Below are 24012 nucleotides of genomic sequence, written 5' to 3'. Positions count from 1 at the left end.
GGCACATGGTCCGACTCCTGGGGCGCTCGGATGCCCGGCCGGCCCGTCGTCCCCGGGGCCCGGGGATCCGGCGCACACCCGAGTCCGCGATGGGCGGGCGCAGTCTCGCCGCGCAGGTGTTCCTCCTGCAGGTGGTCATCGTGCTGCTGCTGGTAGTGGCCGCCGTGGTGGCGCTGCTGCTCCAGGTGCGGCACGACACCACGCAGGAGGCCCGTAACCGCTCCGTCGCCGTCGCGGAGACCTTCGCCAACTCGCCGGGCCTCGTCGCGGCGCTGGACAGCCCGAATCCGACGGCCGTGCTCCAGCCCCGCGCCGAGGCCGCCCGCAAGGCCGCGGACATGGACTTCCTCGTCGTCATGAACACCGACGGCATCCGCTACACCCACCCCAAGCCGGACCGCATCGGCAAGAAGTTCGTCGGGACCATCCAGCCGGCGCTGGACGGCGGCATCGTGGTCGAGGTCGTCGACGGGACCATCGGCCGGCTGGTCCAGGCCGTCGTACCGGTGAAGGCGCCCGACGGGAGCGTGGTCGGGCTGGTGTCGTCCGGCATCACCACCGCGCACGTCGGCGGCAACGCCGACCGCCAGTTGCCTCTGGTCCTCGGCAGCGCCGGCGTCGCCCTCATCCTGGCCACCGCGAGCACCGCGCTGGTCAGCCGCCGCCTGCTGCGCCAGACGCACGGCCTGGGCCCGCGCGAGATGACCCGCATGTACGAGCACCACGACGCGGTGCTGCACTCCGTGCGGGAAGGCGTGATCATCGTCGGCGGCGACGGCGATCTGCTGCTCGCCAACGACGAGGCGCAGCGCCTGCTCGACCTGCCTCCGGACGCCGAACGCCGGCAGGTCCTCGATCTGGGGCTGGACGCGGACACCGCCGAGCTGCTGGCCTCCGGGCGGATGGTCACGGACGAGGTGCACCTCGTCGGGGACCGGCTGCTGGCGATCAACCAGCGGCCCACCGACCTGGCGGGCGGCCCGGCCGGCAGCGTCGCCACGCTGCGCGACTCCACGGAGCTGCGCGCCCTGTCCGGCAGGGCGGAGGCGGCTCGCGAGCGCCTCGACATGCTGTACGCGGCCGGGGTGGGCATCGGCACGAGCCTGGACGTGGCCCGGACGGCGGAGGAGCTGACCGAGCTGGCCGTGCCGAGGTTCGCGGACTTCGCGACCGTCGACCTGTACGACGCCGTCCTGGCCGGCGAGGAGCCGGAGGCGCGGGGCGCGCTGCGGCGCACGGCGCTGAGCGCGATCCGCAAGGGCGCGCCGCTGTACGCCGTGGGCGAGCGGATCCGGTTCGTGGACTCCGCCCCGCAGGCCCGCAGTCTCGGCGGCCGGCGGGCCGTCCTGGAGGCCCGCCTCTCCCGGTCCCCGGGCTGGCGGGCGCAGGATCTCGAACGGACCGAGCAGGTCGTGGAGTTCGGCATCCACTCGCTGATCACCGTGCCGGTGCGGGCCGGCGCCCTGATCCTGGGCGTGGTCAGTTTCTGGCGTTCGGAGCGGCCGGATCCCTTCGACCCGGACGAGGTGGTGCTCGCGGAGGAGCTGGTGGCGCGGGCCGCGATCTCCATCGACAACGCGCGCCGCTTCACCCGCGAGCACGGCATGGCCGTCACGCTGCAACGGAGTCTGCTGCCGCGCAGCCTGCCCGAGCAGAACGCCCTGGACATCGCCTACCGCTACCTGCCCGCCCAGGCGGGCGTGGGCGGCGACTGGTTCGACGTGCTGCCGCTGTCCGGGGCCCGGGTCGCGCTCGTCGTCGGCGACGTGGTGGGTCACGGGCTGCACGCGGCGGCCACCATGGGCCGGCTGCGCACCGCCGTCCACAACTTCTCCGCCCTGGACCTAGGGCCCGAGGAACTCCTGGGGCTGCTCGACGAGTTGGTGGCCCGCATCGACCAGGACGAGGCGGCGGACGGCGCCAACGCGCCCGTCTCCGGGGCGACGTGTCTGTACGCCATCTACGATCCGGTGTCCCGGCGCTGCACGGTCGCCCGCGCCGGGCATCCGCCGCCGGCGCTGGTCCATCCCGACGGCCGGGTCGAGTACCCCGAGGTGCCCGCCGGGCTGCCGCTGGGGCTGGGCGGGCTGCCGTTCGAGACGGTCGAGCTGGAGCTCGCCGAGGGCAGCTCGCTGGTGCTGTACACCGACGGGCTGGTGGAGGACCGGGAACGGGACATCGACACCGGTCTGGAACTGCTGCGCACCGCCCTGGAACAGGGTGCCGACGGCTCGCCGGAGGAGACCTGCCAGGGCGTCCTGGACGCCATGCTGCCGGCCCGCCCGAACGACGACATCGCGCTGATCGTGGCGCGCACCCGGGCGCTGGACGCCGACCGGGTCGCCGAGTGGGACGTGCCCGTCGACCCGGCGGCGGTGGGCGAGGTGCGGGCGGCGGTGGCCCGGCAGCTGGCGCGCTGGGACCTGGAGGACCTGTCGTTCACGACGGAGCTGATCCTGAGCGAACTGGTCACCAACGCGATCCGCTACGGCGGCGCGCCCGTGGGCGTCCGCCTGCTGCGCGACCGGACCCTGATCTGCGAGGTCTCCGACAGCAGCAGCACCTCACCGCACCTGCGGTACGCGGCCATGACCGACGAGGGCGGGCGCGGACTGTTCCTGGTGGCCCAGCTCACCGACCGCTGGGGCACCCGCTACACCCCCAAGGGCAAGGCCATCTGGGCGGAACAGCCGCTGCCATGAGGCGAGTTGACCTCCGAACCCACCCTCCGGGCGACCCCCGCTTGACTCATAAGTGATGTTTATGAGCTCATAGACCGGACCCGCGTACCGGGTTAGGCTTGCCTCAGTTTAGGCTTCCCCCGAGTCGATCTGTCGCCACTCGAAGGGAACCTGATCATGCCCCGCCCTCTGCGGGTAGCCATTGTCGGAGCCGGCCCCGCCGGGATCTACGCCGCCGACGCGCTGCTCAAGTCCGATGTGGCCGCCGACCCTGGTGTTTCCATCGACCTCTTCGAGCGCATGCCGGCCCCGTTCGGCCTGATCCGTTACGGCGTCGCCCCGGACCACCCGCGCATCAAGGGCATCATCACGGCCCTGCACCAGGTTCTCGACAAGCCGCAGATCCGTCTCTTCGGCAACGTCGACTACCCGACCGACATCAGCCTGGACGACCTGCGTGCCTTCTACGACGCGGTGATCTTCTCCACCGGCGCGACGGCCGACCGCGAGCTGTCGCTCCCGGGCGTCGAGCTGGACGGCTCCTACGGCGCCGCGGACTTCGTCTCCTGGTACGACGGCCACCCGGACGTGCCGCGTACCTGGCCCCTGGAGGCCGAGAAGGTCGCGGTCCTGGGCGTCGGCAACGTCGCTCTCGACGTGGCCCGCGTCCTGGCCAAGACGGCGGACGAGCTGCTGCCCACGGAGATCCCGGCGAACGTCCACGAGGGCCTGAAGGCCAACAAGGCGCTGGAGGTCCACGTCTTCGGCCGCCGTGGCCCGGCGCAGGCGAAGTTCTCCCCGATGGAGCTGCGGGAGCTGGACCACTCCCCGAACATCGAGGTCATCGTCGACCCGGAGGACATCGACTACGACGACGGCTCCATCGCGACCCGGCGCGGCAACAAGCAGGCCGACATGGTCGCCAAGACGCTGGAGAACTGGGCGATCCGCGACGTCGGGGACCGCCCGCACAAGCTGTTCCTGCACTTCTTCGAGTCCCCGTCGGAGATCCTCGGCGAGGACGGCAAGGTCGTCGGCCTGCGCACCGAGCGCACCGCCCTCGACGGCACGGGCAACGTCAAGGGCACCGGCGAGTTCAAGGACTGGGACGTCACGGCGATCTACCGCGCCGTCGGCTACCTCTCCGAGAAGCTGCCGAAGCTGCCCTGGGACCTCGACTCGGGCACGGTCCCGGACGAGGGCGGCCGGGTCATCGAGGAGTCCGGCACGCACCTCCAGTCCACGTACGTCACGGGCTGGATCCGGCGCGGCCCGGTCGGCCTCATCGGCCACACCAAGGGCGACGCCAACGAGACGGTGTCGAACCTGCTGGCCGACCACGCGGGCGGCCGTCTGCACACGCCCGTCTCGCCCGACCCTGCGGCGGTGGACGCGTTCCTCGCCGAGCGCGAGGTCCGCTTCACCACCTGGGAGGGCTGGTACAAGCTGGACGCCGCCGAGAAGGCGCTCGGCGAGCCGCAGGGCCGCGCACGCGTGAAGCTCGTCGAACGCGAGGACATGCTGCGGGAGAGCGGCGCGTAAACACCGTCGAGGGGCTCGGAGCGAACGCTCTCCGAGCCCCGACCGCGTTGTTCCGAGGCCGGGCCCCGGCCGGGCCTGTTCGCAAAGGCGGGCTTCGAAAAGGCGGGCGGGGACGGGCCGTTGGGGTCTCGCTCGATCGGTGCCTGCTAGCGTCCCGGGGTGTTCTCCCTCCATGAACCTCCCCTCTTCACCCGGCTGCGCGACGCGCACCGGGTGCTCGTCGTTGGTGCGGGCGGCGGTTTCGACGTGTACGCGGGCCTGCCACTCGCGCTCGCCCTGCGGTCGGCGGGCAAGGAGGTCCACCTCGCCAACCTCTCCTTCGCCGACCTGTACGGCCTGCCCTCCGAGGTCTGGGTGCAGCCGGACCTGGCGGCGGTGCGCCCGGACACCCCGGCCCGCGGCGACTACTTCCCCGAGCACACCCTGGCCACCTGGCTGGACCGGCATGACATGCCCGCGACGGTGTACGCCTTCCCCCAGACCGGCGTGAAGCCGCTGCGGGACGCCTACCGTTCCCTCCTGGAGCACCTGGGCGGGATCGACGCCGTCGTCCTGGTCGACGGCGGCACGGACATCCTGCTGCGCGGCGACGAGCACGGCCTCGGCACGCCCGAGGAGGACATGGCCAGCCTGGCCGCCGTGCACGCCCTCGACGAGGTCCCGCACCGGCTGGTGGCCTGCCTGGGCTTCGGCGTGGACGCCCATCACGGCGTCAACCACGCCCTGGTCCTGGAGAACCTGGCCGCGCTGGACCGCGAGGGCGCCTACCTGGGCGCGTTCTCGCTCCCCCGCGACAGCCCGGAGGGCGCCCTCTACCTGGACGCGGTCGCCCATGCCCAGGCATCCACCCCCGGCCGTCCGAGCATCGTGAACGGCTCGGTCGCCGCCGCCGTGCGCGGCGACTTCGGCGACGTGCGCTTCACCGAGCGGACGCGCGACGGCAAGCTGTTCGTGAACCCGCTCATGGCGCTGTACTTCTGCGTCGACGCCGTGGGGCTGGCCCGCCGCAACCTCTACCTGGACCGGCTGGCGGACACCGTCCTGATGCGCCAGATCAGCACCCGCATCGAGGAGTTCCGGGACGGCCTTCCCGTGCTGCGGCAGCCCCGGGCGTTCCCGCACTGAGAACAGACGGGTCCGTCCAGCGGGCCGCGAGGAGGTCCCGTCCGGCGAGGGCGAGGGCGGCTCAGCCGTCGTCGCGTGGGTAGCTCTTGATCACCTGGCCGTGCACGTCGGCCTGGAGGTAGGCGCTGCCGTAGTCGTCGGAGAGGTAGACGCTCATCGACGGGTCGCTGTGGAAGACGGTGGAGGCCGCGTTGATCGTCAGGTAGCGGCTCGTGGGCGTGGGCACGCCGAGGGTCTCGTCGGCCCTGGTGAGCAGCGCGGGCACGGCGTCCCAGTCGTAGAGATCCAGGTCGACGGGGACCGCGCCGCTCATCACGGTGCCGCCCGGCCCGTCCTTCACCGCCACGTCCCCGCCCCGGTAGACGTACCGGTCGTAGAGCTTCGGGTGGCCCTTGACGGGCGCGTCGGCGATGGCGTACTCCCCGTACACCACGAGGCTGGTGACCTTCGTCCCGCCCATGGCCGCGGTCAGCTTCGCCACCGCCGTCTTGAGGCCGTCGCCGCTGAGCAGGTCGGTCTCGGTGGCGGCGGTGCCGGACGAGCCTCCGGAGGACGCCCGCCGGGCGCTCTGCGACACGGACGGGCTCGGCGTGGTCGTACCGCCGCCGGTGTCGTCCTTCTTCGTCTGCGGAACCAGCGTCCACACCAGGACGCCCGTCAGCGCCATGGTGACGACGACTCCGGTGACGGCCCGCACGCGGATGCCGGGACCCCGGGCCGGGGCACCGGCCTGCTGCGGGGCGATCGTGACGGCTGGCGGTGCGGTTTCGGGGGTGACTGCGGCTGGGGGCGGGGCGAGCGGGTAGGAGGTCGCCCAGGCCTGCTGAGCCGGCCCGGCCGGGGGCGCGGCGTCCTCCGGCACGGACGGACCCGGCGCCTCCCCGGTCACGGTCGCGAGCATCCGGTCGACCTCCGCCGCGTCGGGGCGGGCCTGCGGGTCCCGGACGAGCAGCGCCGTGAGGACGCCGGTCAGCGGTCCGGCCCGGCGCGGTGCGGGCACGTCCTCGCCGAGTACGGCGGCCAGGGTGGCGAGCGTGCTCGACCTGCGCAGCGGATGGTGGCCCTCCACGGCGACGTACAGCAGCATCGCCAGTGACCAGAGGTCGGCGGCGGGACCGCCCTCCTTGCCGCTGACCCGTTCCGGCGCCATGAAGTCGGGCGAGCCGATGACGGCGCCGGTGGCGGTCAGGGCGGTGGACTCGCGGACGGCGGCGATGCCGAAGTCGGTGAGCACGGGCCGTCCGTCGGGGCGCAGCAGGACGTTGGCGGGTTTCACGTCGCGGTGCTCGATGCCGACGGCGTGCGTGGCGCGCAGCGCGGACAGCACCTCACGGCCCAGCCGGGCGGCCTCTGCGGGCGTCATCACGCCCTGCTGGAGCCGGTCCTGGAGGGAGCCGCCCTCGACCAGCTGCATCACGATCCACGGGTAGGTGCGCTCGCCGCCGTCGACGATGTGGTGGATGGTGACGACGTTGGGGTGGTGCACCCGGGCCAGCGCGCGGGCCTCCCGCAGGACGCGCTCGCGCAGCGTGCGGGCGCCCTCGGGGTCGTACTCGGCCAGGTCCGGGTCCGGGGGCCGGACCTCCTTCACGGCCACGTCCCGGTGCAGGGCCAGGTCGCGGGCCCGCCACACCAGGCCCATGCCTCCGCCGCCGAGGCGCTCGACCAGTTCGAAGCGGCCGTCGACGACCCGTCTGTGGGGTCCCCCTGTGTTCATGGAGGGAGCTTAGGCGTACGGACTGACAGCCTGTGCAACAGGCGGCCTGTCCGCCAGAGGGGGCACAGCGCGAATGGTCCGCGAAGCCGCGGGCATGCTGTGAACGAGGTCACTTCCGGCGGTCCGAGCCGGAATCACCCCGCGGACCGCTCCCCGCCCTCGCGTCGCTCCCCGAAACCCTCCCGTCACCTCCCCTCGCCTTCCCCTGCTCCTCCCCACGAAGGACATGTGCTTTGGCTCTTATGTACCCTGACGCCCCCTCGGCCCGCCGTCCGGGCCGCTCCTGGACGATCCGCGTGGTCGGACACCGGGACCGCACGGCGTCGGTCACCTGCTCCTCGACGTGCTCGATGCCGGCGCGCTCCCGTGACATCGCGGCCCTGCGCCGCTTCGCCGTGGCCCACGCGGGCGCGCACGCCAGAGCCGCGGCGGTGCATCACGACGCGGCCTGCTCCTGCCGCCGTGAGCGGTGCGCGCTGCACGAGGGCGTCCGGGTCGCCTGCGCGGGCGCGGTCGTCCTCGTCCTGCGGCACGACCCGTCGGTCGGCCAGGTCTGGGCACTCAGCGAAGTCTGCTCCGCCTGCGCCCCGTTGATGACCCACACCCGCGTGCTGAGCCGTGCGGCTCCGCCGCCACCGCGCGTACCGGACCGGGAGACGGAGACGGGTACAGCGGCGGACGCACGGGCGGTCCCGGGCACCGGTCCGGGCCGGGAGACCCACGGCCGTCCGGCTCCGTCCGGGCCGACGACGCCGACCGTGGGCCCGCCGCGCCTCGTCCCCGGCGGGTTCAGCGCGCCCTCGTCTGGCGGCGGCGCGGGCCCCGAACGGGGTGGCGGACGGCGACGCGGTGCCGGCGTGCGGCGCGGGCGGGCGGAAGCGGAGGGCGGCGGGCTGTGACCGGGCCACCCGTCGTCGCCTCCCGTCCGGAGCGGCCGGAGACGGGCGAACGGCCGGTCGACCACCCTCGACCGCTCGGTTCACTGCAACGTGGCCAGGAACTTCCCGAGCCGGTCGATGCCCTCGCGCAAGTTGTCGGCCGACGCGGCGTAGGAGAGCCGGACGTGGGTGTCCGCGGTGTGGACGCCGAAGTCCCTGCCCGGGGTGACGGCGACGTGTGCCTCCTGGAGCGCGCGTTCGCAGAACTGCCATGAGGTGAGTCCGGTGTCGCTGACGTCGAAGTAGATGTAGAACGCGCCGTCGGGCGGGACGGGGACCGGCAGGCCGATCCGGTCCAGGCCGTCGAGGACGAGCGCGCGCCGTTCGGCGAGTTCGGTGCGGCGGGCTTCGCAGACCGCGAGGGACTCGGGGGTGAAGCAGGCCAGGGCGGCGTGCTGGGCGGGGGCGGAGGCGCAGAGGAAGTAGTTCTGGGCCAGGCGCTCCATCGCCGGTACGAGGGCCTCGGGGACGACGCACCAGCCGAGCCGCCAGCCGGTCATGCCGAAGTACTTCGAGAAGCTGTTGATGACGACGGCGTCGGGGTCGAACGACAGCGCGCTGCGCGGCGGCCTGCCCCGGTCGTCGTGGTCGCTGAGGTCGAGGTAGATCTCGTCGACGATGCGCCACGCGCCGCGTTCGCGGGCGAGGTCGCAGATCGCCGCCAGCTCGTCGGTGGGGACCGAGGTGCCGGTCGGGTTCGACGGACTGGCGACCATGACGCCGCGCGTCGCGTCCGTCCAGTGCGAGCGCACCGAGGCGGTGTCGAGCTGGAAGCGGGTCCCGGCGGTCGTCGGAACGAGCGAGACCCGGGCGCCGAAGCTCTCGACGATCTGCCGGTTGCACGGGTAGGACGGGTCCGAGATGAGCACCTCGTCGCCTGGGTCGACGAGGGCGGCGGTGGCCAGCACGAGCGCGGCCGAGGCGCCCGCCGTCACGACGATCCGGGACGGGTCGACCTCGACGTCGTGCCGGTCGCGGTAGAAGTCCGCGATGGCCTGCCGCAGCGCCGGGAGTCCGAGGGCCGCGGTGTAGGTCATGGGCCTGCCGTCCATGACCTCGCGCATCGCGTCCAGGACGGCCGGGGGCGCGCCGAAGTCCGGCTCGCCGATGCTGAGTTTGACGACGTGGTGCCCTTGGGCCTCCAGCGCGGCGGCCTGCTTGCCGAACTCCATCGCGTAGAACGGGGCCACGGCCTGGGCGCGTCGCGAGATCCGTATGCCGTTCATGCCGCCACCCCGGTCGGCTCGATGGCGGACAGGAGCGCGAGGACGAACCGGTTCGTCGGAACGTCGATGCCGTGCCGTTCGGCGGCACGTACCACGGCTCCGGTGAGAGCGTCGTGTTCGAGAGGCCGACCGGCGAGACGGTCTTCCCGCATCGATGTGGTGCTGCCCGGAGGGACGTGCTGGAGCCAGTGCACGGCACGGTCGACGTGCGCCTCGGTGAGCGCCGCACCGTCGGCCCGGCCCACCTGCACGGCCTCGGCCATGATGTTCCGGGCGATGCGCTCGATCTCGGGATCCCGCATCATGTCGGCGCGCCGGCCGGTCAGGGCGGTCAGGGCGTTGGCGGTGATGTTCGTGAGCAGTTTCGTCCACGCCACCGTCTTCAGGTCGGGCTCGACCGCCGTGCGCATCCTGCCGGTGTTCAGCTCGTCGGCGAGGGCGACGCCGGCCGGGTCGTCCGGCACGGCCACGTCGAGCGCGCCGGCCCGCCGGAGGATCACGCGCCCGGGTGAGGTGCGCTCGCAGTTCAGGTAGACGACGCCGGGCACGACGTGGGCGGGTCCGACGTAGGGCAGGACGCGTTCGCGCTGCTCGACGCCGTTCTGCGCGACGAGCACCGTCGCGTCCGGGTGCGCGAGTGCGCGCAGCCAGTCCGCCACCGCCGCGGTCTGGTGCGCCTTCACGGCGACGATCGCGGCGGTGTACCCCGCGATGTCGGCCGGGTCGCTCACGTGCCGGACCGGCCAGGTCTCCGCAACGCCGTCCTCGGTGACCTCGATGTGGTGAACGGGCTCACGCCCGCCGCAGACGGTGACGGGCCGCCCTGTTCGGGCGAGCGCGGAGGCCAACGAGAGGCCGATCGCGCCCGCGCCGATGACCGCTACGGGTCGCTGACTCGCGAGTGGGTTCATGTCGTCTTCCTGGTCGCCGTTCAGTGGGTCCTCAGGCAGGGTGCGGGCGAATACCGCTTGTCCCGAAAAGGCCGGCGGGTGAGGGTGAGTACGAGCCCGAGTCCCGGGCCCGGTCCGGACAGCCTTCGTCAGCGGGAACGTCGATCTCGCAGGGTGTCTGCACCGGGCGCGGATCCTGTCGCGGCTTTTGGGGCGGCAACTCTGCTGGGGGCTGATTTTATGCGCCGCGCCGCGCAAAGTGTTGCCGATCTGCCCTGCGCAGCCCCGGCCTACCGGCAAACATCTCCCCGTATCGGCGTCTTTCCAGCAAGGATCTACCCGGCCGAACGGGTCGGCGGCCGATGAACCCGGGGTCAGGTTCTGGACCGGTTCCTAGTCGAACAGGTCCGGCTGCTCCCGGATGATCTGCTCCCACAGCGGCCGGAAGCTGAGCCAGCCCGCGTAGGGGGTGCCGACCTCGCGCTGTGCGAACTCGGCGGTCTCGTGGTCGATGGAGATGGGCTTGCCGGCCGCCATCGCGAGGAGCTGGGCCTGGCAGGAGCGCTCCATCGTGATGAACCACCAGGCCGCCTCGCTCACGCTGTGGCCGACGGTGATCAGGCCGTGGTTCTGGAGGATCGCCGCCTTGTGCTCGCCCAGGGCCGCGGCGATGCGCTGCCCCTCCTCCCGGAAGCCGGCCGGCCCCCCGTAGTAGTCGTAGACCGCGTGGTCGCGGTAGAAGGCGGCGGCGTCCTGGGTGATGGGGTCCAGCGGGATGCCGAGAGAGGCGAAGGCCTTGCCGTGGAGCGAATGCGCGTGCGCGGCGGCCACCACGTCCGGTCGGGCCTCGTGCACCTCGGAGTGGATGTAGAAGCCGGCCAGGTTCACCTGCCCCCGGCCCTCGACGACCTCGCCCTTCTGATCGACGAGCAGCAGGTCGGAGACTTTGATGTGGTGGAAGCTCATGACGAACGGGTTGACCCAGAAGTGGTCCGGGTACTCGGGGTCACGCACCGTGACGTGGCCCGCGATCCCCTCGCCGAACCCGAACTTGCCGAAGAGCCGGAAAGTGGCCGCGAGCTCCCGCTTCCGCAGGAGGCGCTCCTCCGCGGACGAGAGGTTCTCGGCGGGAGCGGGCAGGCCGATGCCCGGCTTGATGATGTTGGCCTGGCCGCGCTGCTCGACCGGAGCAACCGGCGCGCTCACTGTTTCGCTCATACTTCGAAGGTATTTTCGGCGGCGCCCGGGCAGTATGTGCAGACCTCACCACATCCGGCGAGGACAGTGTGCGGTTTCGACATACCGTCTTCGGCGCCTTCCGGAAGACGGACCCGGCAAGGAGGTCGGTGGTGAGCACGTCATGGCTCGATCTGCTGCTGGCCGACGCGTCGGCCGGTCGTATGGCCCGCCATCGCGACGAGCTGCTCCAGCAGGGCTCGGACGCGTCGCGGGTCGAACGGGAGGCGGGCCTTGCGTTCCGGATCGGCACGCTGCTCGATCAACGGCGTCGGCAGGCTTCCGAACTGGCCGCCCTCAATGACATCGTCGCCCAGTTGACCAGCATGCGCCGCCCGGACGCGGTGCTGCAGGAGATCACCACGCAGGCCCGTCGGCTCCTGGGCGTCGACCTGACGTACCTGGCGCTGCTCCACGCGGACCATGCCGTCGTCGAGGCGGTGACGGGGGCGCTGACCCCGCAACTTCGGGGTCAGCGCCTGTCACCCAGCTCCGGCATGTTCGAAATCGTGATCACGCGACGCGAACCGTTCTGGACCGAGGACTACCTCAGCGACGATTCGTTTCCCCACGCACCCCACGACGCGGTGGCCGGCGCCGAGCGGATCCGGGCGCTGCTCGGGGTGCCGCTCATGCTCCGCGGCCGGGCGCTGGGCGCTCTGTTCGCCTGCAAGCGCCAGGAGCGCCACTTCTCCGACAGCGAGGTCTCCCTGCTCTCGGCGCTCGCCGCGCATGCCGCGCTGGCCATCGACAACGCCACCGCGCTGGAACGCTACGAGGCGTCGACCGCACAGCTGGCCGCGGCCAACGAGCAACTGGAGCGTGCCCTGAACTGGGACCGCCGGCTGACCGACGTCGTCCTGCACGGCGGAGGCGTGGCGGAGCTGGTGCGCGAGATGGCGGGGGTGACCACCGGCGAACTGCGGTTCATCGACGGGCGAGCCGGCATCGGGCCGGAGCTCGTGGAGCGGGTACCGCAGGTCCGCGACGCCCTCGAGTCGCTTTTCGACGCCGCCGCCGACGGACCGCACCGGGTCGAACTCGCCACGAGGGACGGCGAGTCGGTGCAGATCACGGCGGTGCGTACGGATCAGGGCGTGGTGGGAGCCGTCGTGCTCGTCGGTGACTGCGAGGACGACGACCAGCTCCTGCTGGAGCGGGCTCTCCCCGCTCTCGCACTGGCCGTGGTCAGCGAACGAGCCGTCGCCGAGGCGACCCGCCTGACCCGCGACGCCATGCTCGTCGATCTGCTGAACCGCCCTGCCACCGATCCGGACGAACTGCGCCGGCGCATGCGCGTCGCCGGCCTCGAACCGTCACGTTCGCACTGTGTGCTGGTCGCCCTGCCCTGCGGCGACACCCCACCGGCCAGGAGAGACCTGGGTTCGCTGCCGTTGCCGATCGGCACGGTGATCGCCGCCGACGGACCGAGGCTCCTCGCGGTGGTGCCCACCGACGATGCCGCGTCCCTCGCCGCGGCCTGGGACAAGCACGGCGCGCAGACGGCGACGGTGGGCATCGCCGGTCCCACCTCGACCCCGATGGAGCTGGCGCGCTGCTATCACGAGGCGATCCAGACGGTGAACGCGCTCCTGACGCTCGACCAGCCCGGCACGGCCACCACCGCTCACCGGCTCGGCGTGTACCGGGTGCTCCTGCACCCGACCGGCCGAGCCGAACTGTCGGCGCAGTTCGACGCGTTGCTCGGCGACGTGGCCCGAGAACAGGAGCGGCGCGGCATGCCCCTGCTGGCCACCCTGAAGACGTATCTCGACCAGGGCAGGCGCGCCGCGCCGACCGCGAAACTGCTCGGCGTGCACGTCAACACGCTGTACCAGCGCCTCGGCATCCTCGACGCGGTCCTCGGCCCGGGCTGGCGGGAGCCGCCCCGGGCCGTGGATCTGCAGATCCTGCTGCGGGTCGTCCCCTGGGACCGCAAGCGGCACTGATCCGGGCGTCGCCGCGTCACACGGGCCGGACGACCGTCCCGGACGGCTGCCCGACGATCTCCCGTGCCCTCTGCCGCATCTCGACCTTGCGGATCTTGCCCGTGACGGTCATGGGGAACGCGTCGACGCAGTGCACGTACCGCGGGATCTTGTAGTGGGCGAGCCTGCCGGAGCAGAACTCCCGGACGGCGGCGGCGTCGAGCGGTGCCGCGCCCTCCCGCAGCCGTATCCAGGCCATCAGCTCCTCGCCGTACTTCTCGTCGGGCACTCCGATCACCTGGGCGTCGAGAACGTCGGGGTGGGTGTAGAGAAACTCCTCTATCTCCCGTGGGTAGATGTTCTCCCCGCCGCGGATGACCAGGTCCTTGATGCGCCCCGTGATGGCGAGGTAGCCGTCCTCGTCCATCACCCCGAGGTCGCCGGTGTGCATCCAGCCGCCGGCGTCGACGGCCTCGGCGGTCTTCTCCGGCTCGCCCCAGTAGCCGAGCATCACCGAGTACCCGCGGGTGCACAGTTCGCCGGACTGCCCGCGCGGCACCGTCTCCCCGGTCTCCAGGGAGACGATCTTCACCTCGACGTGCGGGTGCGCCCGCCCGACGGTGGAGACCCTCCGGTCCAGGGAGTCGTCGGCCGTGGTCTGCGTCGACGTCGGGGAGGTCTCGGTCATTCCGTAGCAGATCGCCATCTCGGGCGCCCACTTGGTGACCTGCTTCATCACTTCCACCGGGCACGGCGACCCCGCCATCACCCCGGTACGCACCGACGACAGGTCGTACGACGCGAAGTCCGGCACGTTCAGCAGCGCGATGAACATCGTGGGCACGCCGTACAGGGACGTGCACCGTTCCGCGGCGCAGGCCGCGAGCGTGGCGACCGGGTCGAAGACGGGGGCCGGGATGACGACGCAGGCTCCGTGCGAGGTGGCCGCGAGGTTGCCCAGGACCATGCCGAAGCAGTGGTAGAAGGGCACCGGGACACAGATCCGGTCCTCCTGGCTGTAGCCGAGCAACTCGCCCACGAAGTAACCGTTGTTGAGGATGTTGCGGTGTGAGAGCGTCGCGCCCTTCGGGAACCCGGTTGTTCCGGAGGTGTACTGGATGTTGATCGGGTCGTCGGGAGAGAGCCCGCCCTGCGCCTCGGCGAGCCGGTCCGGTGACGCCGCCCGGCCGCGATGCAGCAGCTCCGCCCACTCCTCGCCGCCCAGGTACACCGCGCGCTCCAGGCTCGGGCACCTCGGCGCGACCTCCTCGACCATCGCCGCGTAGTCGGCGGTCTTGAACGACGGGACGGCGAACAGCAGCCGGATCCCGGACTGGTCGAGGGCGTACGCCAGCTCATGGGACCGGTACGCGGGGTTGATGTTCACCAGGACGACGCCCGTCTTCGCGGTGGCGTACTGCACCATCACCCACTCCGCGCAGTTCGGAGCCCAGATCCCGACCCGGTCGCCGCGGGCGATCCCCGCCTCGAGCAGGGCCAGCGCCAGCGCGTCGACGTCGGCGCGGAGCTCGGCGTAGGTCCACCGTCTCCCGGTCGGCACGTCGACGAGGGCCTCGCGTCCGGGAAACAGCGCGACGATCCGGTCGAAGTCGTCGCCGATCGTCGTGTCCAGCAGCGGCTTCTCGGTGGAGCCCGTCGCGTGACTCAGCTCGGTGTCCATACTCGTTCTCCTTGGCCTCGGCATGTCGCCGCCTCCGTGTCCGCCGAGCCGAGGTGACGGGTGCCTGGCTCATGACGCCCCCTCGGCTCGGCGGGGTGCCTCGCCTTCGTCTCCGTCGCACGTCTCACCAGGGCGCGGGACTGCCCTTGAGCTGCTGCCAGTAGCGCCGGTGCGCGTGCCGCGCCCGCTCACTCGTCATGCCGGCGGGCAACTCCTTGTCCAGTGGGTCGGACAGCTCGGCGATGTCCCGCAGCGCGCCCGCCTGACAGGCCCGTTTGGTGAAGGCGTACTGCTCGAGGCAGTCCTCCGGCGTCAGCCCGGCCACCGCCACCGCCCGCTCCACCAGCTCGTCGTCGGCCACCAGCTCATGCACCATCCCCAGCGCATGCGCCTGGGCCGGACCGAAGATCTCCCCCAGCAGACAGGTACGGGCCGCCACCGGATCGCCCCAGGCGTAGGCGAGCATGCGCACGTACACGGCCGGCATCGGAATCCCGATCGGCACCTCGTTGAGCCCGAACCGCGCCCCCTCCGCCACCGACACCCGGTAGTCACAGACCGCCGCCGTGATCAGTCCCCCGGCGAACGCATGCCCGTTCACCGCCGCCACGGTCGGACGCGGATACGTGAACAGCCGCATGTTCGTCGCCCGGTAGTCCTGGAACCACGAGGCCACATCCGCCTCGTCACCGGCGAACAGCGGGAAGTGCTCTCCCAGGTCCAGGCCCGCCGAGAACCGCGCCCCCGTGCCGGTCAGCACCACGGGACACTCCGCGTGATCGCGCTCCAGGCGGTCGAACGCCTCATGCAGGTCGGCGAAGAAGGCGCGGTTCTGCGCGTTGACCGGATTGGTGGTCATCGTCACGACGGCGACACGACCGCGCCGCTCAATCGTCCAGCTCATATCCATTCCTTCGCTCACGAGGGTGGGGGAGTCGCCGTATCGGGCGCCACCGTGGGTTCTCAGACAGGTACGGACGGCGGACTGGGCGGCGGGGCGCGGCCGGATCCCGCGGATCTCCTGGCGCCCGCCCGCCTCGTCCACGCCGGGCCCGGACTCCGGACGCACGGTCGAGGACGAATCTCACCCCGTGCCCGGACCGGCCGGAACCTCCGAAGGTGGGTCGGAAGGGAGGCACCCACCTTGGTGGGTAGACCATTGCCGGACACGCGGACCCACGCCTAGCCTCACGATCGGACGACACAAGGAGGTGCGCCATGACCGTGCCGCTCACGCCGCAGCAGCCCATCGAGACACGGCTCCTCGCCCGCTCGCTCGCCGATTTCCGCACCCACAGCCGCATGGACATGGCGCTCGGCGGGCGGGTCCTGCCCGGGGCGGGCGCGTTGGAGATCACCGAACTGTGCGGAGCCCGCACCCGCTCCGCCGCCGGCCTCAGGGTCCGCGCCGGCGCCGGACTCGGCGGGAAAGCCCTCATGCTGGCCCGCCCCGTGTCCGTGAGCAGCTACCTCTCGGCGGAAGGCATCTCCCACATCTACGACCACGCCGTCCGGCCCGAGGCGCTCGAGACCATCGCCGTCCTCCCGATCGTGGTGGACCGGGTGCCGCGCCTCGTCGTCTACCTCGCCACCCGGGCCCAGGTGGGTCTCGGCGACCGCTGGTTCGACAGCTTCACCCCGCTGGTCCGCCGTCTGGAGCGGGACATCGCCGTCGACGACGAAGTACGCCGCCGGCTCGCCCTGATGCGGACCCAGGCCGTCGCCCCGGACCCGCCGGCGCTGAGCCAGGCCGATCTGCGGGACATCGCCCGGGAGTTGGCGGAACTGGCCGGGCAGATCGAGGACGACGCGCTGCGCGCGAGGGTCGAGGCCGTCCACCGTCGGTTCACCCCCGCAGCCGGCCTCTCCACCCTGGCGGTACCCGCCATGCTCAGGCCCCGGGAGATCGACGTACTCCAGAAGGTCGCCGAGGGACTCGGCAACCGCGAGATCGCCCAGGCGCTCGGCCTGCTGCCCAACACGGTCAAGTCGTACCTCAAGACCGCGATGCGCAAGCTCCACGCCCGCAACCGCGTACAAGCCATCCTCGTCGCCCGCGAGAGCGGCCTGATCCGCTGACGGCCACCGGCCTCGCACTCAGGGGCGGGCCGACGGGTGCGCCGCGCTCATGAGGTGGCCCGCAGCAGCAGCGCGTCTCCCTGGCCGCCGCCCCCGCACAGGGCCGCCACTCCCGTGCCGCCGCCGCGGCGGCGGAGTTCGAGGGCGAGCGACAGGATCAGCCGCGCCCCGCTCATCCCGACGGGATGGCCGAGGGCGATGGCGCCGCCGTTGACGTTGACCCGGTCGGGGTCGACGCCGAGATCGCGCACCGACTGCACCGCGATGCTCGCGAAGGCCTCGTTGATCTCCAGCAGGTCGAGGTCGGCGGGTGCGAGGCCGCCGGACCGGCTCAGCGCGTCGCGGACCGCGTTCGCCGGCTGCGGGAGCAGCGACGGTCCCGGGCCCGCGACGGTGCCGTACGCGCCGATCTCGGCCAGTGGCTCCACCCCGAGCCGCTCGGCGTGCTCGCGGCTGGTGACGACGAGGGCGCAGGCCCCGTCGGACAGCTGGGAGGAGGAGCCGGCGGTGATGGTTCCGTCCGGGGAGAAGGCCGGGCGCAGTCGCGCGAGGGACTCCGCGGTGGTGTCGGGACGCACCCCCTCGTCGGTGCGGACGGTGACGTCGCCGCCCCTGCCCGGCACCACCACCGGGACGATCTCCTCGGCCAGTCGGCCCGCGACGGCGGCCTCGGCGGCCAGCCGGTGCGAGCGGGCCGCGAAGGCGTCCTGTTCCTGGCGGGAGATGCCGAGTGCGGCCTGGTACCGCTCGGTGGCCGCGCCCATGGGAATGCCGTCGAAGGCGCAGACCAGGGCGTCGGCGTCGAGCGCGTCCGTCATGGCCGTCGTGCCGTACCTGAAGCCTCGGCGGGTGCCGGGGAGGAGGTGTGGGGCCAGGCTCATCGACTCCATCCCGCCTGCCACGACCACGTCGTGCTGTCCCGCGGTGACGAGGAGATCGGCGAGGGCCACCGCGTGCAGTCCGGAGAGGCAGAGCTTGTTGACGGTCGTGGCGGGCACGTGCAGCGGCAGTCCTGCGGCGTAGGCGGCCTGGCGGGCCGGATTGGGCCCCGCGCCTGCCTGGACGACGGTTCCCATGATGACGGCGTCCACCTGGTCGGCGGCGATGCCGGCGCGTTGGACCGCCGCTGCGACGGCGGCGGCGCCCAGTTGAGGAGCGGGCAGTCCGCAGAGCGCGCCGAGCAGCTTTCCGACGGGGGTTCTCGCCCCGCCGATGATGACGGATCCCGGCATGTTCTCTTCCTCCGTGACGCGGGTGATGCGGACGGTCCCGGGCCTGCCCGGGTCGGATGACCGGGCCGCCGCCCGCGACGACGCCCTGGCCGGTGACGGAGCCGGACTCGGGGACGGTCAAGAGGTGGACGGCGTTGCCGGCGGGCTCCGCACGCGTGGTCGAGGACGCATCTGACCTCGGGCACAGGCCGTCCGGGAACCTCCGAAGGTGGGTCCGGCACGGGACACCCGATTTGGTGGGTAGGGCATTGCCGGACATACCCGTACTGGCCTAGCCTCGAGGACGGACGGCACGAGGAGGTGCGCCATGACCGCCGTGCGTGCGCCGAAAACTCCGATCGAGGCGGTCCTCCTCGCCCGTCGGCCGGCGGCCTTCCGCAGGATCGGCCGGGTGGACCTGGCGTTCGGCGGGCGGGTCCAGCCCTGCACGGGCACGCTGGAGTCAAGACCGCCATGCGCAAGCTCCACGCCCGCAACCGCGTACACGCCATCCTCGTCGCCCGCGAGAGCGGCCTGATCCGGTAAGCGCCCGCGGGCCCGCGCATGCGGCGAGACCGCGTCCGGACCCCCTTGCCCGGTCCGTGACACCGGCCGCCGGCATCGCCCCTCCCCCTCACACGACGAGATCCGGCAGCCGCCGGGTGACCAGGTCGCGCGCGTCGGCCATGATCCGGTCGATGACGTCGGCGCAGCTCGCGACCTCGTCGACGAGGCCCTGCGCCTGGCTCGCCCACCACAGTCCGCCGTCCATGTCCCCCTTGCCCAGCACCTCCGCCCGCCCCCGCTGCCCCGACGCCAGGTGGGCGATGTCCCCGAACGTCGCGCCGGGGCGTCGGGAGATCTCGACGATCTCCTCGGAAACGCTGTTGCGGGCGACCCGGGCGGAATTGCGGAACTCCCGGAACACGATCTGGGTGGACCTCTCGTCGTTGGCGACGATCTGCCGTTTCACGTTCTCGTGTACGGGCGCCTCGGTCGTGGCCACGAAACGGGTTCCCATGTTCACGGCGGACGCGCCCAGCGCGAGCGCCGCGACCAGACCGGCCCCCGTGGCGAAGCCTCCCGACGCGATGACCGGGACGGTCAACCGGCGTGCGGCGGCGGGGATGAGTATCAGGCCGGGGACGTCGTCCTCCCCCGGGTGGCCGGCGCACTCGAAGCCGTCGATGCTCACCGCGTCGACACCCAGCTGCTCGGCCTTGATCGCGTGGCGCACGGCCACGGCCTTGTGGATCACCTTCACCCCGGCGGCCTTGAAAGCGGGCAGATGCGGCGCGGGGTTGCTTCCGGCCGTCTCGACGATCTTGACTCCGCCCTCGATGATCGCCTCGCGGTACTCGTCGTAGGGAACCGGGTTGATGGTGGGCAGGATGGTGAGGTTGACGCCGAACGGCTTGTCGGTCATCTCCTGGGTACGGGCGATCTCCTTGGCGAGATCCTCCGGTGTCGGCTGGGTGAGTGCCGTGAGGAAACCGAGCGCACCGGCATTCGCGACCGCCGAGATCAGCTCGGCCTTCCCGACCGCGGTCATCCCGCCGCAGACGACCGGGTGCTCGATGCCGAACGTCTCGGTGAACGCAGTCCTGAACATGGTGTCCCTTTCTTGACGTGAGGTGCTTCTTGATGTGGGGTGCCTGCGGATCCACGGCGGCGGACCGGGTGCCCGCTCGGGGACGAGCGGGCACCCGGGGTCGTGTCTCGTCTCCTGCTCAGCGGCGCGCCCCGCACCTGGCTGGCCGGGGCTGAGGGATGGCGAGCAGTCTGAGCCCGCCTCCCCGCTCGCGGGAACCTTCCAAAGTGGGTCGTACCTGCGGACAACCGTTCCTATGGACTGAGCGGGTGTGAGTCCTGTTGCCAGGATTGATGCTCAGCCGAGCGCCCCGAACGGTGTTGGGCGTTCTGGTTGCCCGCGTTCGCTCCGCGTCCGGCGCCGGCGGATCGTGTCTGCGGTCCGGGAATGCGGGGGCGGGTTTCCTCACGCCCAGAGATCTCCGGGCGGGCCTGGACGGTCCGATGCCCGCACTCACGGTGAAGTCGAGGTCTTCGACGGCGATCGCTTGGACGCCGCAGGCCTTGGCCCAGTGCAGCAGCCGGGTCAGGGCGTGGCGGACCTGGGCGAAGCGGCGCGGGTGGCCGGTCGGGGTGCCGTGGGGGTCGAGGCGCCGGGCGGCGAGGTGGTCGGCGTTCATGTCGACGCCGATCACGCCGTGCGCGAGGGCGGCGGCCAGGGGAACGGTGCGGGTCACCGGGATCTGCCAGGAGGCCGTCAGGTACCAGCGGTCTCGCTGCACGTCGAAGTGGATGCGGTGGGCGATGGCCGCGGTTGGCTCCCACCCGGTCCGCCCGCTCCTGCCCCCGGTGCGGGAAGCCGGCCCGGCAGTCCAGGTCTCGGTCCGGCACGGCGGTCAGCCGGCCGGACGCCCGACGAGGAGCGCGGCACGGGCCGTCCGCATGCACGTGTGGGCCGGTGAGGCCCCGGCGACCGGGCCCACGGTGCGCGCCGGAGCCGGGGCCGTGTTCGCGACGAGCCCCGGCCGCAGACCGAGAGCCGGCAACGCGGGACACGGCCGTGCCGCGTGCTGACCATGTGCCGACCCGGACCCGGAGATCATGCCTGTGAGCTGCGCGAACACCCGGTCATCGGAGTCTCCTCCGGAACAGGGCGTGTCATCGCTCGTTCCACGCCGCCTCGAGGAACCGTCGGGCCTCGGCGACGAGGAGACGGTCCTCCGGGGCGCTGCCGCCGAACATCCCGTGCGGCGCCGCCTCGAAGACGTGCAGTTCGGCCCGGACACCGGCCGCCAGCAGCTTCCGGTGCATGCGGGCGGTGTCCGAGAGCAGGAAGTCGCGGGTGCCGCTGAACAGGATCGTGGGCGGCCAGTCGTCGCCGATCTTCCCGAAGAGCGGCGAGAGACCGGGATCCGTGGGGTCGTGGCCGCCCGTGTACAGCTTCACGTTGTTCGTGAGCCCGGGGCCCTCGCCGGAAGGGTCGTTGACCATGGTGTCGCCGGAGAGGGTGAGGTCGACGCAGGGCGAGTTCAGGACGGCCGCGCAGGGCATCGGCAGTCCCTCCTCCTGGAGTCGCAGGAGCAGGGCGGCGGTGAGGTTTCCGCCGGCGGACAGTCCGCTGACCGCGATGGAGGCCGGGTCGTGGCTCTCCAGGAGGGCCCGGTAGGCGTCGAGGCAGTCGTCCAGGGCCGCGGGGAAGGGGTGGTCGGGCGGCATGTGGTAGTCGACGCTCCACACGGTGACTCCGTAGGCGCCCGCGACGAATCCCGTCGCCGCACGATTCGCCGCGCCGCCTCCGGTCGTGAACCCTCCGCCGTGCACGCTGAGCAGGACGCGCCGGTCGTCGGGGGCGAGACCCTCCGGGGTGCCGACGTGCACGACGGTGTTCGGCAGGTCGACGGTGTGGATCTCGACCGGAAGGCCCGTGTCGACGGCGCCCGTGGTGGCCAGCCCGATGGCGTCGGCGTACTCCGGTGCCGCGGTGGCCGCGACGATGACACGCCACGCCTCGATGTCGTCCGGTTCGGGCGCGGGAAACGGCGGGCGCGCCTTCACCATCGCCGTCCATGCCTGGGCTTCGGCGCTCAGCCCGTATCCGCTGTCGTGTTCCGTCGTCATGACGTCGCCACCTCTCCCGACCGTGCGACGCCGCCGAGCCAGGCCAGGCTCGGCTTCGGCTGCCGCTCGAAGGTGTCCCGGTCGACCGCGATGAGTCCGAACGTCGGCTCCCAGTGGCCCCACTCGTAGTTGTCGAGCGCGGTCCAGTGCAGGTAGCCGCGGACGTCGACGCCGTCGTCCATGGCGGCGGTGAGGTGGTGCAGGGCCTCGCTCGTGTAGGCGATACGGCGGGTGTCGTCGTCGGTGGCGATGCCGTTCTCGGTGACGAGAACCGGGACGCCGTCGGTGACCTTCCACGCGTGGCGCACCGCCATCCCCAGGGAGTCCGGCCGGTACGCGGTGCCGACGAGGGTGTTGTCGGGGTGCGGCGCGTGCGGCACGGGGCCGTTCTCGTCGACCTCCTGGGTGGAATAGGCCTGGACTCCGATGAAGTCGTCCCCCCTGGCGGCCTCCAGGTACAGATCCTCCCGGACGTAGCGCTCCTCGACGAGCCTCGCCTCGTGCTCCGGCTTCGCGGTGAGCGCCTGGTTGGCGACCGTCCAGCCGACCTTGGCGTCGGTCCGCTCCTTGAGGATCTCGCGTGCCGCGTCGTGGGCCCGCGCGAGACGGCGTCCGACCTCCGGGTCGGGCGGAGGCAGCACCATCTGTACGTCGCCTTCGATCGTCGGGCTCTGCCAGTCGCCCTCGCCCGCCTCGGCGGCCTTGATCATCGAGCCCATCATCGCCAGCATGTTCGGCTCGTTGATGGTGCAGACCCACTCGACGCCTTCGAGGACGGACGTCGCGGTGGTGACGTAGCTCGCGAAGCGGTCGATCGCGCTCTCGACCATCCAGGAGCCCTCGTCGGCGAACCACTTCGGGGTGGAGAAGTGCTGCAGCGTCACGACCGGTGTGAGACCCAGCCCGATCGCCGTGTCGATCATGCGGCGGTAGTGCGCGAGTTCCGCCTTCGAGAAGTGGCCGGGGATCGGTTCGATGCGCGCCCACTCGATGCCGAAGCGGTAGGCGTTCAGACCGGCGTCGGCCAGCAGTCGCATGTCCTCGCCGTAGCGGTGGTAGCTGTCGATCGCGTCCCCGCTGAGCGCCATGCCGGGAGTGACCTGCTCACGTGCCCACCAGTCACTGTTGACGTTGTTGCCCTCGATCTGGTGCGGAGCGGTGGATGCACCCCAGAGGAAATCGGGTGAAATGCGGCTCATGCTCTCCCTTTCGGACTTGTCTGTCTGTCACGTCGACAGGTCGTGGGCGTCGAGCCACTGGCTCATCGCCCGGGTGCCCCGGCGGAAGCCGCGGCCGTGGGGGTGGCTGAGGAATCCGTGCCAGGTGTTCTCGACGATCGCGTAGTCGACCGCGGAGCCGGCCGCCCGCAGCTCGGACGCGAACCGGGCGCCCGAGGCGCGAAGGCTGTCCCGGTCAGCGTCCATCACGAGCGTCGCCGGAAGTCCCGCGAGGTCGGCTCCCGTGGGGAACGCTCGCGGGAACAGGCCCTCGTCACCGACGTAGTTGAGCGTCATCCGGTCGTAGGACGCCGGTGTGAAGGCGATCTTCCCGGCGATTCCGGTCAGCCGCGAGCTCACCGACTCGGGGATCGGGGGCAACGTGGCATGGAACCCGCCGTACACGAGCGCGAGCCCGCACGGCTGTACGCCGGTCTCCTGCCGGAGGGCGACGGCCGCCGTCACGGCGAGATTGGCCCCGGCACTCGCCCCGCCGACGAACAGCCGGCCGGCCCCCGACGCCGCCCAGTCGACGATGACGGAGAGCACGTCGTCCGGCGCGGCGGGGTAGCGGTTCTCGGACGGTTGGAGCACGAGGCGCGAGGACCCGCCGATCTCACGCCAGCGGAGTGCGGGCGCCAGACGGTAGTCGACCGTGCGAACGGGCCGACCGGTGCCGGCGATCGCCTTCGCGACCGCGTGCGACTCCTTCTGGTCGAGACCGCCGTTCATCCATCCGCCGCCGTGGATCCACAGCAGTGGCACGGCGCCGTCTCGTGCGTCCTGCGGAAGGTACTCACGGATCGGTATCTCGCCGCCCCGCCCCTTGACCGTCCTGTCGACCGTGCGCACGGCGCTGCGGTGCGCGCGGGACGCCATTCTCGTCATCCCCG

At 72.0% G+C, this 24012-nt stretch carries 18 protein-coding genes and 1 pseudogene; 7 read left to right on the top strand and 12 right to left on the bottom strand.

What is annotated here, in order from left to right; genetic code table 11:
- The first annotated feature begins 89 nt into the window (after positions 1-89).
- The 3 genes from OG352_RS38175 to OG352_RS38165 all read left to right on the top strand — a co-directional run bounded on the left by OG352_RS38175 (position 90) and on the right by OG352_RS38165 (position 5348).
- Positions 90-2702 carry a SpoIIE family protein phosphatase gene (locus tag OG352_RS38175; RefSeq protein WP_329223265.1) on the top strand — a complete coding sequence of 871 codons (2613 nt, stop codon included), beginning with the start codon at positions 90-92 and terminating at the stop codon, positions 2700-2702.
- A gap of 156 nt (positions 2703-2858) precedes the next feature.
- A complete protein-coding gene (locus tag OG352_RS38170; RefSeq protein WP_329223264.1) occupies positions 2859-4223 on the top strand; it encodes an FAD-dependent oxidoreductase in 1365 nt (454 codons plus the stop codon).
- Positions 4224-4382: 159 nt separating this feature from the next.
- Entirely contained in the window at positions 4383-5348 is a 966-nt protein-coding gene (locus tag OG352_RS38165; RefSeq protein ID WP_329223263.1) for a DUF1152 domain-containing protein, read from the top strand.
- A 61-nt stretch (positions 5349-5409) separates the two neighbouring features.
- On the opposite strand, the gene OG352_RS38160 is transcribed toward OG352_RS38165, so the two are convergent.
- Positions 5410-7065, bottom strand: coding sequence for a protein kinase domain-containing protein (locus OG352_RS38160; protein ID WP_329223262.1), 1656 nt, complete (start codon positions 7063-7065; stop codon positions 5410-5412).
- 242 nt (positions 7066-7307) lie between these two features.
- Here OG352_RS38160 and OG352_RS38155 point away from each other — a divergent pair, with 242 nt between their 5' ends.
- Positions 7308-7964 carry a hypothetical protein gene (locus tag OG352_RS38155; RefSeq protein WP_329224138.1) on the top strand — a complete coding sequence of 219 codons (657 nt, stop codon included), beginning with the start codon at positions 7308-7310 and terminating at the stop codon, positions 7962-7964.
- A gap of 80 nt (positions 7965-8044) precedes the next feature.
- Here OG352_RS38155 and OG352_RS38150 read toward each other — a convergent pair whose 3' ends face one another.
- The 3 genes from OG352_RS38150 to OG352_RS38140 form a co-directional block, all read right to left on the bottom strand.
- Positions 8045-9220 (bottom strand): pyridoxal phosphate-dependent aminotransferase, encoded by a 1176-nt coding sequence (locus OG352_RS38150; protein WP_443072528.1) that lies wholly within the window; start codon positions 9218-9220, stop codon positions 8045-8047.
- A 5-nt stretch (positions 9221-9225) separates the two neighbouring features.
- Entirely contained in the window at positions 9226-10140 is a 915-nt protein-coding gene (locus tag OG352_RS38145) for a 2-dehydropantoate 2-reductase (protein ID WP_329223260.1), read from the bottom strand.
- A gap of 372 nt (positions 10141-10512) precedes the next feature.
- Positions 10513-11337, bottom strand: coding sequence for a class II aldolase/adducin family protein (locus OG352_RS38140; RefSeq protein ID WP_329223259.1), 825 nt, complete (start codon positions 11335-11337; stop codon positions 10513-10515).
- Positions 11338-11468: 131 nt separating this feature from the next.
- Between OG352_RS38140 and OG352_RS38135 the strand changes: the two genes are divergently transcribed.
- Positions 11469-13304 carry a helix-turn-helix domain-containing protein gene (locus tag OG352_RS38135; protein ID WP_329223257.1) on the top strand — a complete coding sequence of 612 codons (1836 nt, stop codon included), beginning with the start codon at positions 11469-11471 and terminating at the stop codon, positions 13302-13304.
- Positions 13305-13320: 16 nt separating this feature from the next.
- Here the strand turns inward: OG352_RS38135 and OG352_RS38130 are convergent, their stop codons facing one another.
- Together OG352_RS38130 and OG352_RS38125 are read right to left on the bottom strand one after the other, a co-directional pair.
- The gene (locus OG352_RS38130) at positions 13321-14964 is read right to left on the bottom strand and encodes an AMP-binding protein (RefSeq protein ID WP_329223255.1); all 1644 of its coding nucleotides are present in this window, start codon (positions 14962-14964) and stop codon (positions 13321-13323) included.
- 124 nt (positions 14965-15088) lie between these two features.
- On the bottom strand, positions 15089-15868 hold the full coding sequence (locus OG352_RS38125) for an enoyl-CoA hydratase/isomerase family protein (protein ID WP_329223253.1): 780 nt from the start codon (positions 15866-15868) through the stop codon (positions 15089-15091).
- A 314-nt stretch (positions 15869-16182) separates the two neighbouring features.
- Here OG352_RS38125 and OG352_RS38120 point away from each other — a divergent pair, with 314 nt between their 5' ends.
- Complete coding sequence (locus OG352_RS38120; RefSeq protein WP_329223252.1) at positions 16183-17043, top strand: helix-turn-helix transcriptional regulator; 861 nt, start codon at positions 16183-16185, stop codon at positions 17041-17043.
- Positions 17044-17090: 47 nt separating this feature from the next.
- Here the strand turns inward: OG352_RS38120 and OG352_RS38115 are convergent, their stop codons facing one another.
- Positions 17091-18275, bottom strand: coding sequence for an acetyl-CoA C-acetyltransferase (locus tag OG352_RS38115; protein WP_329223250.1), 1185 nt, complete (start codon positions 18273-18275; stop codon positions 17091-17093).
- Between OG352_RS38115 and OG352_RS38110 the strand changes: the two genes are divergently transcribed.
- Positions 18274-18450 carry a hypothetical protein gene (locus OG352_RS38110; RefSeq protein WP_329223248.1) on the top strand — a complete coding sequence of 59 codons (177 nt, stop codon included), beginning with the start codon at positions 18274-18276 and terminating at the stop codon, positions 18448-18450. The two genes, OG352_RS38115 and OG352_RS38110, sit on opposite strands and share 2 nt — an antisense overlap.
- A gap of 438 nt (positions 18451-18888) precedes the next feature.
- Here the strand turns inward: OG352_RS38110 and OG352_RS38105 are convergent, their stop codons facing one another.
- From OG352_RS38105 to OG352_RS38085, 5 genes and pseudogenes are all read right to left on the bottom strand, one after another.
- Positions 18889-19917 (bottom strand): NAD(P)H-dependent flavin oxidoreductase, encoded by a 1029-nt coding sequence (locus OG352_RS38105; RefSeq protein ID WP_329224136.1) that lies wholly within the window; start codon positions 19915-19917, stop codon positions 18889-18891.
- Between the two features lie 182 nt (positions 19918-20099).
- Positions 20100-20651 (bottom strand): annotated as a pseudogene (locus OG352_RS38100) (hypothetical protein); the annotation flags it as partial.
- Between the two features lie 291 nt (positions 20652-20942).
- Positions 20943-21902, bottom strand: coding sequence for an alpha/beta hydrolase (locus OG352_RS38095; RefSeq protein WP_329223247.1), 960 nt, complete (start codon positions 21900-21902; stop codon positions 20943-20945).
- Positions 21899-23101, bottom strand: coding sequence for a family 1 glycosylhydrolase (locus OG352_RS38090; protein WP_329223245.1), 1203 nt, complete (start codon positions 23099-23101; stop codon positions 21899-21901). The genes OG352_RS38095 and OG352_RS38090 overlap by 4 nt, the downstream gene beginning before the upstream one ends.
- 27 nt (positions 23102-23128) lie before the next feature.
- Entirely contained in the window at positions 23129-24007 is an 879-nt protein-coding gene (locus tag OG352_RS38085) for an alpha/beta hydrolase fold domain-containing protein (RefSeq protein WP_329223243.1), read from the bottom strand.
- Between the last annotated feature and the right edge of the window lie 5 nt (positions 24008-24012).

This window comes from Streptomyces sp. NBC_01485 (genome assembly GCF_036227125.1).
Classification (GTDB): domain Bacteria; phylum Actinomycetota; class Actinomycetes; order Streptomycetales; family Streptomycetaceae; genus Streptomyces.
This window is presented reverse-complemented; position numbering and strand designations above follow the sequence as displayed.

Coding starts and splice junctions, on each gene's coding strand:
- OG352_RS38140 (WP_329223259.1), bottom strand. CDS start 11,337: ATGAGCGAAACAGTGAGCGCGCCGGTTGCTCCGGTCGAGCAGCGCGGC.
- OG352_RS38155 (WP_329224138.1), top strand. CDS start 7,308: ATGTACCCTGACGCCCCCTCGGCCCGCCGTCCGGGCCGCTCCTGGACG.
- OG352_RS38175 (WP_329223265.1), top strand. CDS start 90: ATGGGCGGGCGCAGTCTCGCCGCGCAGGTGTTCCTCCTGCAGGTGGTC.
- OG352_RS38120 (WP_329223252.1), top strand. CDS start 16,183: ATGACCGTGCCGCTCACGCCGCAGCAGCCCATCGAGACACGGCTCCTC.
- OG352_RS38090 (WP_329223245.1), bottom strand. CDS start 23,101: ATGAGCCGCATTTCACCCGATTTCCTCTGGGGTGCATCCACCGCTCCG.
- OG352_RS38115 (WP_329223250.1), bottom strand. CDS start 18,275: ATGCCGGGATCCGTCATCATCGGCGGGGCGAGAACCCCCGTCGGAAAG.
- OG352_RS38145 (WP_329223260.1), bottom strand. CDS start 10,140: ATGAACCCACTCGCGAGTCAGCGACCCGTAGCGGTCATCGGCGCGGGC.
- OG352_RS38085 (WP_329223243.1), bottom strand. CDS start 24,007: ATGACGAGAATGGCGTCCCGCGCGCACCGCAGCGCCGTGCGCACGGTC.
- OG352_RS38130 (WP_329223255.1), bottom strand. CDS start 14,964: ATGGACACCGAGCTGAGTCACGCGACGGGCTCCACCGAGAAGCCGCTG.
- OG352_RS38095 (WP_329223247.1), bottom strand. CDS start 21,902: ATGACGACGGAACACGACAGCGGATACGGGCTGAGCGCCGAAGCCCAG.
- OG352_RS38110 (WP_329223248.1), top strand. CDS start 18,274: ATGTTCTCTTCCTCCGTGACGCGGGTGATGCGGACGGTCCCGGGCCTG.
- OG352_RS38160 (WP_329223262.1), bottom strand. CDS start 7,065: ATGAACACAGGGGGACCCCACAGACGGGTCGTCGACGGCCGCTTCGAA.
- OG352_RS38125 (WP_329223253.1), bottom strand. CDS start 15,868: ATGAGCTGGACGATTGAGCGGCGCGGTCGTGTCGCCGTCGTGACGATG.
- OG352_RS38170 (WP_329223264.1), top strand. CDS start 2,859: ATGCCCCGCCCTCTGCGGGTAGCCATTGTCGGAGCCGGCCCCGCCGGG.